Raw genomic sequence first — 12,937 nt, forward strand, 5'->3', positions numbered from 1 at the left:
AAAGACCAACATCCATAGCCTTAGCAGCGTCAGAGACGGTGTAATTTTGATCAACAACCAGCTGAGCGGATTCGCGTTTGAATTCAGGACTGAAATTTCTTCTTTTCATTGGGGCACCTGTATTGTTTTGAGGTGAGCATATCACCTCTGTTCAGGTGGCCAAATTCAGTAAACCACTACACAAGAAGAACAAATTCCTTTGTGATCACTCCTAATGCTAAACATTAATTTTTCAGTGATGTATTGCCTCATAACATCGTGTCAGTTAGATTTTTTAGCATCAATGATAAAAATGAGAGATTGCGCTGTGAGCTTGCAAACAAATCTGAGAGGACGTTTACGCAACACTTTTTTGCCTAAAAGCCACGGCCTGATGCCTGTTTTCGAGGCGGTAGTCAACTCCATCCATTCCATTGAAGAGATGAATGGCGCCGCTGAAGGGCGGATTGTTCTCCAAGTCAATCGTGCAACTCAAGGCAATCTGGATTTTGATGCAAAATCTCAGTCAGCAATCGTCGGCTTTACTATCATAGATAATGGCTGTGGGTTTAATGACGACAACTTTAAGTCCTTTGAAACCCTTGATTCGGACCATAAAATTGACAAAGGATGCCGTGGTGTGGGTCGCCTGATGTGGCTTAAGGTGTTTAAGCAGGTCGAAGTGGAAAGCCACTTTTTCGATTCTGATGGCGAGTTGAAAAAACGCTTGTTTCGTTTCGATGGCAAATCAGGTGTCCATGGCGAAAAGATCTTAGATCCAACATCTTCGAATCCCGGCACCGTCATCAGGTTGATTGATTTTGATGAAAGTTTTAGAAAGCAAGTTCCTTCAAAAGGTCATTCAATAGCTAACCAATTACTGGAGCATGTGCTTTGGTATTTCGTACGACAAGGCAGTGCTCCAAATATAATCCTTGAAGATTCTGACGAAACTTTTGATCTAGATAGTTTACTTGAAGGACATATGCATGCGAGTGCATTCATTGAAACAATTACAATTCGTGAATGCCAGTTTGATCTTACCCATATTAAATTTCGTGCTTCGGTGAATAAAAAGCATCAACTGGCACTTTGCGCCGCAAATAGATTGGTTAAAGAAGAATCAATACAAGGTAAAATCCCCGGTTTATACGGAAAAATCTCGGACAATTCTGGTGAGTTTACTTATACATGCTATGTATCTTCTGAATATCTTAATCAGCACGTTCGTAGTGAACGAACATCGTTTGATATTGCTGAAGATGTTGAAGACATGCTCAATGAAGTCAGTCTAAAAGACATCCGCGAAGCTGTGTTAGCTCGTACTAAATTCTATCTTCAGGATGTACTAGCAGAAACTACTTCTGCCGGCCGCAAACGTGTTGACGATTTCATTAACAATCATGCGCCGCGCTATCGTCCAATCGTAAATCATGTGCCGGAAGAGCTACTGATCGTGGACCCAGAAAAATCAGATAAAGAATTAGAGTTACATTTGCACTCACAGTGGTATGAAGTAGAAAGGCAGTTGGTAAACGAAGGTCATGACATCTTAAAACCTCAGAACAAAGAGCAGGTAGAGGAATATAAAGAAAGGCTGAATGAATACCTTAGCAAAGCTGAAGACCTTAAAAAATCAGATCTAGCCAATTACGTCTCTCACCGCAAAGTAATCATTGATTTATTGCAAAAATCGATCGAAAGACTTGAAGACGGAAAATATGCTCGTGAAGATATGATCCATGAATTGATAATGCCCATGCGAAAAGATTCTAATGAAGTTTTTCTTGAAGCTTGTAACTTATGGCTGATTGACGAACGTTTGGCATTTCATAACTATTTAGCTTCAGATAAAACTCTGCTATCAATGCCAATTACTGGAGCAGAGTCAACAAAAGAACCGGATATACTCAGCCTTAGACTTTTTGATAACCCTCTTTTGGTAAATGACCAAAACACACCCTATCTTGCTTCCATTACAGTTGTTGAGATTAAAAGACCAATGCGTAACGATATGCAAGAAGGAGAAGATAAAGACCCGATTGATCAGGCCTTAGGCTATTTAGAAAGAATTCGTGAGGGAGGTGTAAAAACTAAGTCAGGACGCCCTATTCCCGGAGGCAAGGATATCCCAGGCTATTGTTATGTGCTTTGTGACTTAACTAAGACAATGCATCGCCGGTGCCGAAGGGCTAATTTGCGTATCACCTCCGACGGCATGGGCTATTTTGGTTACAATGAACCTGCACATTCTTACATAGAAGTGATTAGTTTCGATCAACTAGTGAAATCAGCGAAAGAACGTAATCGTGCATTCTTTGATAAACTAGGATTACCTTCAGTTTAGAGGGAAGTTAACAACGGGAACGGCAAAATTGTGTGCTGGTCTCCTCTCTCTGGCGTTCTTGAAATCTTGAGCGATTCATTAGAATCATTCGTGCTAAAACAAATCGAGTAAAAGACCGAACTAACGGCGCACTTGGCAGCGGCAGGGTGCGCTAAAAATCTCATGAATGGTTAGGAAGTTACTGAATGTGCACTTTATACAGGAACTAACGTTACACTCTCTTCAAGGAGTTGAGCTTGTACCGATACTAGAAGTAGAACATCCGTACTGCACATTGCCAATATGAATCGACATGAAAATGAGTACAAATCTGAGTACAAATAAAAAACAAATTTAAATAAAACAATTAAATCAATGCATTGAGTGGTAAATCATGGTTTAACGTCTAATCGCTTTGGTTGACTTGTGGGATCGCAGCGCATCTCACGAAGCCTAACAAACCTTATAAAATCCACGCCCTTGCGTGGATTTTTTTATATCGTCGCCCGTAAACAGGTCAATTAACTTTTGCATGTGTCTGATGTGGCGGACGCTGGCTCGCTCTGCCGAAGCCATCGAAGCGAAACGGGCCGAAACCGATCTTGATAAAGCGTTGTGGGTAATTCCAGCGGCACGAATGAAAGCCCATTGAGAGCATAACATTCCCCTTCCCTCCCAGACCGTCAAAATGCTCAGAACCCGCCAGGGACTAACCGGGCACCGGCGGCATCTCTTTCCGGGCAGGGATAATCCGCGTGGCCCGATAATTTCTTACTCGTTACGCCTGTTACTTAAAAGTCCTGGCTGGAGCGGAGCTTTTAGCCCGCATGCAACCAGAACCACTGGCAGCACACGATTAAACGAGATGGGATATCGACCTGAATCGAACCACAACTCAACTCGTCTAAGCCTGAGCATCTTTGGCAGTCCGCTTCGTGCCAGACGCGGACTTAGCGTGATCGGTTTGCAAGCAATTTAGTCAACTATAAAAAGTTTTGCCCCTGTAGTTGTTCTTGACTGATGTTGCTCAGCGTTATCGCCAACCTGATAACTCATTCCTGCCTTCAAGACGAATTCTCGTCCATCTTCGAGCATTGTTTCTAACTCGCCTTCCATGCAGAAAAGGATATGTCCTTTTTGACACCAATGATCCGCAAGGTAGCCAGGAGTATACTCAACCATACGTACACGAATTTGGTTGGGCTCGCTACCAAAGCTCTGTGTACGCCAGTAGGCGATGCCTGTTTCTCCGGGATGCTCTGTTCTTTCGACTTCATTCCAGTTCGTTGTGCCAAAAGCAAATGCGTCCATCTTCATTCTGTTGCTCTCTGTGTGAATAAGAATTCTGACGTTCAGATTTGAACGCTTAACGATTTTTATAATTTGATACTCATGTCAGTCAGAATAACTACTGATTAAAGACTGTTAAAGCTGTTCGTACCGATACACACAGACTGTCAATGTGAACTTCCGCTCTTCGCTCATATGAGACAATCATAATCACATCTCCTGAATCACTGGAGATTGAACATGACAACATCCTCCTGGAACAAAAGCCGTATTATTGGCCAGAAACGACCGCTTCAGATTTCTCATATATGGGGAATTCGTAACCGGCTTGAGCTGGAAGGAAAAGTACGCGATTTGGCTCTGTTTAACATGGCGCTGGACAGTAAACTTCGGGGCTGTGCTCTGGTAAAGCTGAAAGTTTCCGATGTGGCCTATGGACACTCTGTTTCGGGCAGAGCGACAGTGCTGCAGCAAAAAACGGGTAGCCCTGTTCAGTTTGAACTGACTAAGGGAACAAGAGATGTAGGATGAACTACGAAAAACTTTTTAATGGGGTATCCGTGAAATATTGCGAATAACATTGGTTATTCTCTACAGTGAGCACTAACCACCCGGATTATTTTCCTGAGACTATCGCTGACTATTTTCCCGCTTGCAGGCGGCAGGAGGAGACAAATTTAAAAAACCAGGCCATGACTTTTATGACCTGGGGCCTGAAAGGGAATTAACAAAAGGCTAAACCACTTACGAGCCTAAATGCTTATTAAAGAAAGGAATAATCTGTTCCAGCGCTTGACCCGTTGCTTCCGGACGATCATACAGATCATAGTGGGAAGCCCCTTTGACCACCTGTAGCGTCTTCTCAGCAGAGCGGGCTCGCTGGTAAAGTTCATAACCGTCGCGATATGAACCAAAACCACCAGGGACATCGCCAATAACAATATGCAGAGGTTGTATCAGCAATTTCTCCGTAAAGGCAAAAGCATCCCAGTTTAATACGGGAGCGGTGCTGGTAAAGCGCAGCTTGTTGGGTGAGCCAGGCTGTTGGCCACGGGGAGTGGTGTAATAATCTACCGCCTCAATGATATCGATATCCTTAATGCCCGATTTGGCCAGTTCCTCAGCGTTGGCCGGAATGTAACCCACCACGAGTGGAGCGGCTCCCCGGGCCTCAGCTGTTCGCTGTCTGCCAAGCGCTTCGATCGTCCTGAGTGCGGCATCAGGGCCCGAATCACCTTCACGCATGATGCGTCCGTAGTTGGCCGCGACCACTGTTGCCACCGCCCGGAAGCGGTGGTCCGTTGTTGCGGCGCTGACGGCATATCCCCCTCCGCCACAGACCCCCAATACACCGATGCGCTCCTCATCCACATAAGATAAGGTTACGAGGTAGTCGATTGCACAGCGGAAATCTTCCACGCGGGTTGACGGATTTTCGCTAAAGCGTGGCTCGCCGCCACTTTCACCCTGGGTGGAAGCATCGAATGCCAGAGTAATGAAACCCGCTTCGGCCAGTTTCTGACCGTAGACTGCGCCTGATGTCTGTTCTTTACAACTGCTGATAGGATGAGCACAGACGATGGCCGGGTATTTCTGGTTTGCATCGAATCCGTCAGGAAAGCGGATTGTGGCAGCGACCTGCCAGGTGTTATTCCTGAAGGTAACGGATTGTTCATGAGACATAGTGTGAACTCCTCAAGCGTATTGAGATGCCCTGCGCATCAGTGCGGGACTCTGATATACGGATAGACAGGTGACTTAAGCATCAGGCGGCGGTCGGCATTGACGATGGCCACCGTACTGTCGCTGTCATACAGTTGCCATGTGTAATTTGCCAGTGTATCTGCGGTAATAAATGAATCCTCAGCGAACAGACCATCACCATTGATCCCACCATTGTCGGAAGAGCGGGCGACAAATTCACTCTGCGTAGGACCCGGGGCTATCACTTTGGCCCGCATTTTTTTGCCCTGATCCTGCAGATTCTGAGCAAGCCCCTCAGTAAACGCCGCGACAAAGAACTTGGTCGCGCAATAAGTGACGGCAATATCAAATACCGAATAACCGCCGACAGAAGCTACGTTGATCAGCGTAGCCTCCCGATCGGCATAATCCCTGGTGTACAGCAGGGAGAGCGTGGTCAGGGCCTTAATATTCAAATCCAGCATCCGGGTTGCTTTGGTTAAATCCATATCCCAGGGCATGGAGAAATCGCCAAAACCGGCATTGTTAATCAGGACAGAGAGATCATAATCAGCAAGCTGGTGATACAGGTTTTCCGCCTGGCCTTCCTGTGCCAGGTCGCAGGGTTCTGCGATTACCTGTACAGCATATTTTTCTTCGATGTCCTCCCGGAGCCTGTGCAGTTCGTCCTGACGACGGGCGGTGATAATGAGATTTTGGCCCCGGGATGCGAACTGATAGCTAAGGGCTTTGCCGATCCCTGAGCTTGCTCCGGTGATAAGAGTGTATTTCATGATAGTGTTCTCTGGTCAGTTTCTGCCCGAACCGGGGGGGGGGTCCGGCGGGCAATGGACGGCATTACAGGTTTTCTGAAAAGAAGGAAGCAAACTTCTCTGTCGCTTCCGTCACGTAGTCAGGCTTGTCATACATGGCGATATGGGTGGCACCATTAACAATATGAATTGACTTTTTCTGACTGGCGGCACGCTGATAAATCGCTTCAGTCATCCAGCGCGTTCCCGCCTCGCTACCCGCAATGACCAGAACTGGCTGAGTCAGAAAAACGTCTGCATGACTGAAGGCATCGTAGGTAATAAGCTGCGCCAGGCTGCGGGTGGTGAATTTACTGGAGGCATTACGATGCATCGCCCGTGGCGTACGGTAATATTCATAGGCTTCGGCAAAATCCCTGTTTGGCGCCTCTTCCATTGAGTTCGGTGTCGTTGGCAGATAGCCAGTGACAGCTCCTCTGGCCTCAGCAGTGCGTTGATCTGCAGCCATCCCGAGGAGTTCAAGGGACGATGAAGGCTGCAGATCGCCTTCCCAGCCCAGACGATACATATCACCATAGTTAACGGCGCTGACGGTACCGAGCGCTTTAATCCGGCGATCCATCATGGTTGCGTGAACGGCGTAGCCTCCTCCCGCACAGATGCCCAGAACACCAATTCGCTGCTCATCAATGCAGTTCTGTGCGATCAGATAATCAACAGCCGCACTGATGTCCTCTACCCGGTTATAAGGATTTTCGAGCTGGCGAGGTTCACCGCTGCTTTCCCCCTGATACGAAGCATCATAGGCCAGGGTTATAAAACCATGACCCGCCAGTTTTTCAGCATAGAGGCCTGAAGTTTGTTCTTTAACGCCGCCGCTCGGGTGAACGACGACAATCGCGGGGTAGCGTTCTGCTTCACTGAAATTCTCCGGGAGGAACAGATTCCCGGACATACTGATTTCTGCATTGGTAAAGCGAATGGATTTCATCATTTTCTTCTCCCGAAGATGAGACCTGTGTGACGGTGAAGTGATGATATGAGTGGACGGCATTTTTGATTAGCAGGGATAATCTGATGACAGTTATTAGCATGGCTTATTAATATGATGAAAGAGAATCTCAACGATCTCATTACATTCATGACGGTGATTCAGGAAGGGAGTTTCACGCGGGCTGCCGTGAAAGCGGGAACAACTCAGTCTGCGGTAAGCCAGACCATCAGTAATCTCGAAGCACGTCTGCAGCTGAAATTGCTGAACCGCACAACCCGAAGCCTGACGCTGACAGAAGCGGGGGAACGCCTGGCAAAACTTATCGGCCCGGCACTCGAAGATATCTCAACTGGACTGGAGCAGCTATCAGACCTGCGGGATAAACCGGCGGGTAGGGTGCGTATTTCTGCCGATGAATATGCCATCCAGCAGGTTCTGTGGCCGAAATTAGCGCCGGTTCTGAAGAACTATCCTGACATTCACCTGGAACTCATCACGGATTATGGCCTGGTTGATATCGCTAAGGAGCGCTTTGATGCCGGCGTAAGGCGAGGTGGCCTGATTGCCCTGGATATGGTGGCCATTCCGATCAGTGCGGAACACCGTATGGTTGTCGTTGTCTCGCCTCATTGTCTGCAAAAAAAGGATCTACCGACAACTCCCGCGGAATTGCTGGCGCTACCTTGTATCAATTTACAGTTACCAACCCATGGGCAGAATTTATCCTGGACGTTTGTAATTAACGGGCAGGAGCAAAAGCTGCGTATTCAGGGACAGGTTATCGTAAACGGCATCAATCAGGTTCATCAGGCCTGTCTCGACGGCTACGGGCTGGCTTACGTCCCGCATGCGTTAGTGAAGGATGATATCGCCTCTGGCCGACTGATTACCGCTCTGGACGACTTCACCATTACCTTCCCGGGATATTATCTCTATTACACCAGTCGGCTGAAATCTTCGGCTGCCTTTAATGTCATCCTGGAAGCGCTCAGACATAATGACTGAGCGCACAATCTAACATCCTGAATGATTTTGAGTCGGTTAACTTCGTCCAAAGTGAAAAACTACGCTGCATGAGCCGTCATCAAAATCCTTCGATGGTAAGTCTACGTGACGGACATCTTAATTTAGCCTGGAGCGGACATTGTTACCGTTATGTTGATTTGGTGGAAAAAGATCCGTGCATGGTGGTAAATTAGCCAAATTATGAAGCCAGGATAAGGGGAAATAATGGCTACACAGCAAGCGCCTCAACTTGAAACAGAACGCCTGATTTTAAAGCAATTTACGCTGGATGATTTTCCTGCACTCAAGGCATGCTGGGCTACCCCTGAAATGGCTAAAATTAATGGCGGGGAAAATCCAACGGCAGAAATGGTTTGGACCCGCTTATTACGTTATATCGGGCACTGGCAGGCGTTAGGTTATGGCTACTGGGCAGTGTTTGAAAAATCAACAAACCGTTACGCTGGTTCTTTTGGCTTTCAGGATGCGCATCGTGATATTACGCCTGCACTGGAATACCCTGAAGCTGGATGGACGTTGATTCCTGAAGTACGTGGCAAAGGTTATGCATCTGAAGCACTGACCGCAATTTTACTATGGGCCGACCAGACATTTTCCTCTCCAGTGTGCTGTATTATTGATGAAGAAAACAAACGTTCAAATTATCTAGCTGAGCGTTTTGGTTTCCAGCTTCAAAAGTATGTTAACTATCGTGGTAAGCGGGTGCGATTGCTTATACGCCGTTAACTCCTTATCCGTATTGGTGAATATCAGCCTGCCACTAGCGAAGATAGCTTTAGACTGACTAAGTCCTTATTGGTGAACAATCGAATTGCCGCATTAGATTTAGACACTCTTTTTGCTTTGCTGCAAAAAGAGGAACGTCCGCTTTTGCTCATAGCTGACTTTAAATCTCTTAATTACTGACGGCTTCGTGCCGGAAGCAGACTCACTAATATTCCGTTGCGTTAATAAACTGGCTGTAGCTCAATCAGCCCGAAACATTACACATAGATGCCCGTCAACCTGATTGACGGGCCTGAAATTTATTTCAGATTGGCACGCTCAAGTCCATATGCACTATCCAGCGCACCCGGCTCCATTTGTGAAAGAAGCTGCATCCTGTTCCAGCTGTTGATAAGAGCAATGGCAAAGGTCAGCTCTGAAATTTCCGCTTCAGAGAAATGTTCCTGTGTTGAACGGTAAATTTCTTCCGTTACGCCATGTTCAGTAACGCGGGTCAGCGCTTCCGTCAGCGCCAGCGCTGCTTTTTCTTTGGCGGTAAATAAAGGCGATTCGCGCCAGATTGGGAGATGATAAATACGCAGTTCACGCTCACCATTATTTTTTGCCTGTTTAACATGCATATCCAGGCAGAAGGCACAGCCATTCATTTGTGAAGCACGAATATCAATTAAATCTTTGATAGTCAGATCAATAGACGTGGCGTGAGATGCCATTGTCATACTGGTGAGTGTTTTAATCAGCGCAGGAACCGTTTTGAAATGATTTACACGAGCGCTCATAATATTTCCCTCAGTTAATTACAAGTTGGTTAACAAATTTAATAGCGTCTGGTAATGCTGTTTCCCGGCTACGCGGATCGTGCGTTCCGTCTATACGAATAAACTGCACGTCTGTAATCCCGACATAGGCCAGTGCCGTTTTGATATATGGCGAGAACTGATCGTCATTCATAAAGGGACCATTGGTGAACATGCTTCCGCTTGCAACCACGACGTAAACTTTTTTCCCGGTGACCAGCCCAAATTTAGTTCCTTCATCAGTGAAACCAAACGTGCGTCCGGCACGTGTAATGTGATCAAACCAGGCTTTAAGCACGGATGGCAAACCCAGGTTCCACATAGGTGACGAGATAATAATAAGATCATTCTCAAGCAGTAAATTAACCATTTCTTCAGATCGCTCAATAGCAGCACACTGCTCAGAAGTGCGATTTTCAGGCATGGTAAAGAATGAACCAATAGTGAATGCGTCCAGATGTGGCAGAGGCGTTTCCGATAAATCCAGAACTGTCTCTACAAGACCTGAATAATGGTTTTTTAACTTTTCGGCCAGTATATTCGACACGGCCCGCGACGAAGATCCCGTTATATTAGGGCTGACTTTGATATGTAATAACTTCATAAGTTTAGTCTCCACACCGTTTATTTTATGCGCTGATAAAAATGCATACCTGACGCTATGTAGCCGGTACGTTGATAAAATTTTCTAATTCACGGTATCCTGCCAGCACTATCGGCTTCCCTTCCTGCTCTAAGCCAACCAGATGGTAGCCCTGAATTTGCTGACGCTTAATCTGCTGGATAAACTCCGTTTCTGATGTCAGCTGTCGGCGTAAAATATTCATGAGCGGGAAGCACGTACGAAGTTCTCTCTCCGTTTCAAAATGCGTAATATCAGTCAGGGCAGCCATATTATTTACTCTCTGATGCACCCTGTTCTGTATCCTGGCCAGGTAAAGTCTTTACCAGGGCATTATGCTGTTGAAACAGGGCACCATGATCTGGTGCCGAGATAATAACCCGCTATGGCATATAAAAAAGATACAAAAAACGCAAATAAAGGTAGGACATCCAGATGGGCTATAAAGGCATTTATGAGCAGTATCGCCAGCTGATTGTCACCGGGCTGCTTAAGCCAGGTGATAAGCTCCCGGCTATCCGGGTGCTGGCGGAAGAGTTAAAGGTTGCCAGAAAAACGGTTGAAGCTGCTTACGCCATACTTACAGGTGAAGGTTACATTGTCAGTCAGGGGGCAAAAGGAACGCTGGTTAACCCGGATTTAAAGATTAAGCCTGTCACTCCACCTGTTGAAGCAAAAGCGGCGGATGCGGGTCTCAGCATGATCACCTCCCTGCGGGACGGCAACGGGGATCTTAGGCTGGGCATTCCAGCACTTGATGAATTCCCCTTTAAAAAATGGCTATTACTCTCCGGAAAAGCGGCTCGCTCACTGCGCCCGGAAGAGATGACCAGCCAGCCTCTGATGGGTTATGCCCCGTTGCGGCAAGCGCTGGCAGGCTATCTGCAAATTTCACGGGGAATAAACTGCACTCCTGAGCAAATATTTGTGACTAATGGATACCGCACTAATATTCGCTTGATCCTGCAGGCGCTTGCGCAGCATACAGATAAAGTGGTGATGGAGGATCCGGGTTATTTTTTTGGCCAGAAGCTGCTGAAACGCATTGCCCCCAATCTGCATTACTCTCCTGTCAATCAACAGGGACTGGATACTGATTATTTTAAGAAGCATCACCCTGATGCGCGCTTTGTCATCGTCACCCCCACGCACCAGAGCCCGCTGGCCGTCTCACTCTCTTTACCGCGTAAACATGAACTGCTCGAGTGGGCCCGCGAAAATCAGGGATGGATTGTGGAGGATGATTATGACGGAGAGTTTCATTACACACGTAAAGTTATCCCGGCATTGAAAAGCCTTGATACCAATGAACGTGTGATATATGTCGGCACATTCAGTAAAACCATTATGCCCGCGCTGCGTATTGGTTACATTGTTATGCCACCGGAAACCATCCAGCAATTTAATGAAATTGGTGAAATTATGGAGACCGGCCAGCCATTGTTGCCTCAAAAAATTCTCAGTATGTTTCTCAGTGAAGGACACTTTTTTAAACATATAAAAAGGATGCGTAGTCTTTATCAGCAGCGACGGGAAATAATGCTCAACGCGCTAAATGCACTTTATTCAGAGATTTTTTACTATGAGCTTACCGAAGGCGGCATGCATATAGTGGCTTTTCTCCGCAAAGGCACGCAGGATGTGCAGATCGCGACTATCTGGCAGGCACATAATTTACAGGTGTTTCCGCTTTCCAGCTGGTACAGCCAGACACAGAAACGTTACGGGTTAATTTTGGGATATACCAATATCCGCTCTGAAGCACATGCTATGACGTTGTTGAAAAAACCTTTGCAGGAAACACTCGTGCTTTTTAAATAATAGTTTGCATTAGTGAGCAGGCGCGTAAGCCAGTCGCTGTTGGGGCAAACCCGACCCAGGCGCGTCAGTTAGATAAAACCCGCAAAATCAAAGTTGCATCCAACACCTTTGAGCTTATCGCCAAAAAATGGTTACAGATAAAAGTCCGGGCGGAAATCACTACAATACGCCGACTTGATATGCTGGAGCCTGTAGTCTTTCCCTCCAGCGGAAAACTTCCCATCAGCGAGATCACCCCGCATCACATGCTAAAAATAGTTCAGGAAACCGCTAAACGCGGGCAAAAGGCGACAGTGCCGTGCTGATCGCCCGTCGTCTCGAACCGCTTCAGGTAAGCGCGGCAAACAGGGATGACGTTGATATAAATATTAATTGCTAAAGCAATTGTTGCCATTTAACCTATGCGCACCCTGTATCGAGGTGTTTTATGTCATCCAAAGAAAAATCCCTGTATGCCCTCACCAACGCCTTACAGCCGGTTCGCCGCGTCTGGAAGCAGGCCGCAACGATGGTGCTCGCCAGGTCGGGTATTTCCATGTCGCTGGCTACCGTTGTGGTATTGGTACACCGCAATCCACAGGGTATTAATCAGCGAGACCTGGCGGAAGAAGTGGGCGTGAATCCGGGCGCCCTGGTGCGCCTGCTGGATCAGGCATCTGAGTTAGGTTTATTAGAACGCCAGGAGCAGTCAAACGATCGGCGCTTTAAAGTTCTGCGAACGTTGCCTGCGGGCGCAGAGCTGGCGGAAAAAATTGAAACTGCGGCGAACAAGCTACGGCTTGAGCTAATGCACGATGTTCCGCTGGAAGAGATCGAAACCGCCACGCGGATTTTACGTCTGTTCGAAGAGCGCGCCTGTCAGTACCTGCAACAGGCTAACCATAAATCATGATCCCTGTT

Annotated in this window: 13 protein-coding genes and 3 pseudogenes; 8 read left to right on the plus strand and 8 right to left on the minus strand. The window is 47.0% G+C overall.

Going from position 1 to position 12,937, the window contains the following annotated elements:
- Positions 1-109 (minus strand): transposase (locus tag COO59_RS20680; protein ID WP_133158576.1); only part of this gene is annotated, 109 nt, incomplete at its 3' end.
- A gap of 198 nt (positions 110-307) precedes the next feature.
- Between COO59_RS20680 and COO59_RS00005 the strand changes: the two genes are divergently transcribed.
- Positions 308-2,326, plus strand: a complete 2,019-nt coding sequence (locus COO59_RS00005; protein ID WP_103058235.1) for an ATP-binding protein — start codon at positions 308-310, stop codon at positions 2,324-2,326.
- A 502-nt stretch (positions 2,327-2,828) separates the two neighbouring features.
- Positions 2,829-3,191 (plus strand): annotated as a pseudogene (locus tag COO59_RS21080) (tyrosine-type recombinase/integrase); the annotation flags it as partial.
- Positions 3,192-3,280: 89 nt separating this feature from the next.
- Here the strand turns inward: COO59_RS21080 and COO59_RS00015 are convergent.
- Positions 3,281-3,622 carry a DHCW motif cupin fold protein gene (locus tag COO59_RS00015; protein WP_103057810.1) on the minus strand — a complete coding sequence of 114 codons (342 nt, stop codon included), beginning with the start codon at positions 3,620-3,622 and terminating at the stop codon, positions 3,281-3,283.
- 213 nt (positions 3,623-3,835) lie between these two features.
- Here COO59_RS00015 and COO59_RS00020 point away from each other — a divergent pair.
- Positions 3,836-4,117, plus strand: a pseudogene (locus COO59_RS00020) (site-specific integrase); the annotation flags it as partial.
- Positions 4,118-4,339: 222 nt separating this feature from the next.
- Here the strand turns inward: COO59_RS00020 and COO59_RS00025 are convergent.
- The 3 genes from COO59_RS00025 to COO59_RS00035 form a co-directional block, all read right to left on the minus strand.
- The gene (locus COO59_RS00025) at positions 4,340-5,278 is read right to left on the minus strand and encodes an alpha/beta hydrolase (protein WP_103057811.1); all 939 of its coding nucleotides are present in this window, start codon (positions 5,276-5,278) and stop codon (positions 4,340-4,342) included.
- Positions 5,279-5,316: 38 nt separating this feature from the next.
- Positions 5,317-6,072 carry an SDR family NAD(P)-dependent oxidoreductase gene (locus COO59_RS00030; protein ID WP_103057812.1) on the minus strand — a complete coding sequence of 252 codons (756 nt, stop codon included), beginning with the start codon at positions 6,070-6,072 and terminating at the stop codon, positions 5,317-5,319.
- 64 nt (positions 6,073-6,136) lie between these two features.
- Positions 6,137-7,045, minus strand: a complete 909-nt coding sequence (locus tag COO59_RS00035; RefSeq protein WP_205960837.1) for an alpha/beta hydrolase — start codon at positions 7,043-7,045, stop codon at positions 6,137-6,139.
- A 114-nt stretch (positions 7,046-7,159) separates the two neighbouring features.
- Here COO59_RS00035 and COO59_RS00040 point away from each other — a divergent pair, with 114 nt between their 5' ends.
- Positions 7,160-8,050, plus strand: coding sequence for a LysR family transcriptional regulator (locus COO59_RS00040; RefSeq protein WP_103058237.1), 891 nt, complete (start codon positions 7,160-7,162; stop codon positions 8,048-8,050).
- A gap of 225 nt (positions 8,051-8,275) precedes the next feature.
- Positions 8,276-8,797: a GNAT family N-acetyltransferase gene (locus COO59_RS00045; protein WP_103057813.1), complete on the plus strand. Its 522-nt coding sequence runs from the start codon at positions 8,276-8,278 to the stop codon at positions 8,795-8,797.
- A 299-nt stretch (positions 8,798-9,096) separates the two neighbouring features.
- Here the strand turns inward: COO59_RS00045 and COO59_RS00050 are convergent, their stop codons facing one another.
- Genes COO59_RS00050 through COO59_RS20830 form a run of 3 tightly spaced genes read right to left on the minus strand, consistent with a single transcriptional unit; the run spans position 9,097 to position 10,421 of the window.
- On the minus strand, positions 9,097-9,576 hold the full coding sequence (locus COO59_RS00050) for a carboxymuconolactone decarboxylase family protein (protein WP_103057814.1): 480 nt from the start codon (positions 9,574-9,576) through the stop codon (positions 9,097-9,099).
- Positions 9,577-9,586: 10 nt separating this feature from the next.
- Positions 9,587-10,198: an FMN-dependent NADH-azoreductase gene (locus COO59_RS00055; protein WP_103057815.1), complete on the minus strand. Its 612-nt coding sequence runs from the start codon at positions 10,196-10,198 to the stop codon at positions 9,587-9,589.
- 55 nt (positions 10,199-10,253) lie between these two features.
- A complete protein-coding gene (locus COO59_RS20830; protein WP_165786463.1) occupies positions 10,254-10,421 on the minus strand; it encodes a hypothetical protein in 168 nt (55 codons plus the stop codon).
- 224 nt (positions 10,422-10,645) lie between these two features.
- Between COO59_RS20830 and pdxR the strand changes: the two genes are divergently transcribed.
- From pdxR to COO59_RS00075, 3 genes and pseudogenes are all read left to right on the plus strand, one after another.
- Positions 10,646-12,037 (plus strand): MocR-like pyridoxine biosynthesis transcription factor PdxR, encoded by a 1,392-nt coding sequence (gene pdxR, locus COO59_RS00065; protein WP_103057817.1) that lies wholly within the window; start codon positions 10,646-10,648, stop codon positions 12,035-12,037.
- 14 nt (positions 12,038-12,051) lie between these two features.
- Positions 12,052-12,318: pseudogene (locus COO59_RS21085) on the plus strand (phage integrase central domain-containing protein); the annotation flags it as partial.
- A 146-nt stretch (positions 12,319-12,464) separates the two neighbouring features.
- Positions 12,465-12,929 carry a MarR family winged helix-turn-helix transcriptional regulator gene (locus COO59_RS00075; RefSeq protein ID WP_103057818.1) on the plus strand — a complete coding sequence of 155 codons (465 nt, stop codon included), beginning with the start codon at positions 12,465-12,467 and terminating at the stop codon, positions 12,927-12,929.
- Positions 12,930-12,937: the final 8 nt, after the last annotated feature.

The organism is Mixta theicola (assembly GCF_002895925.1).
Taxonomy (GTDB): domain Bacteria; phylum Pseudomonadota; class Gammaproteobacteria; order Enterobacterales; family Enterobacteriaceae; genus Mixta; species Mixta theicola.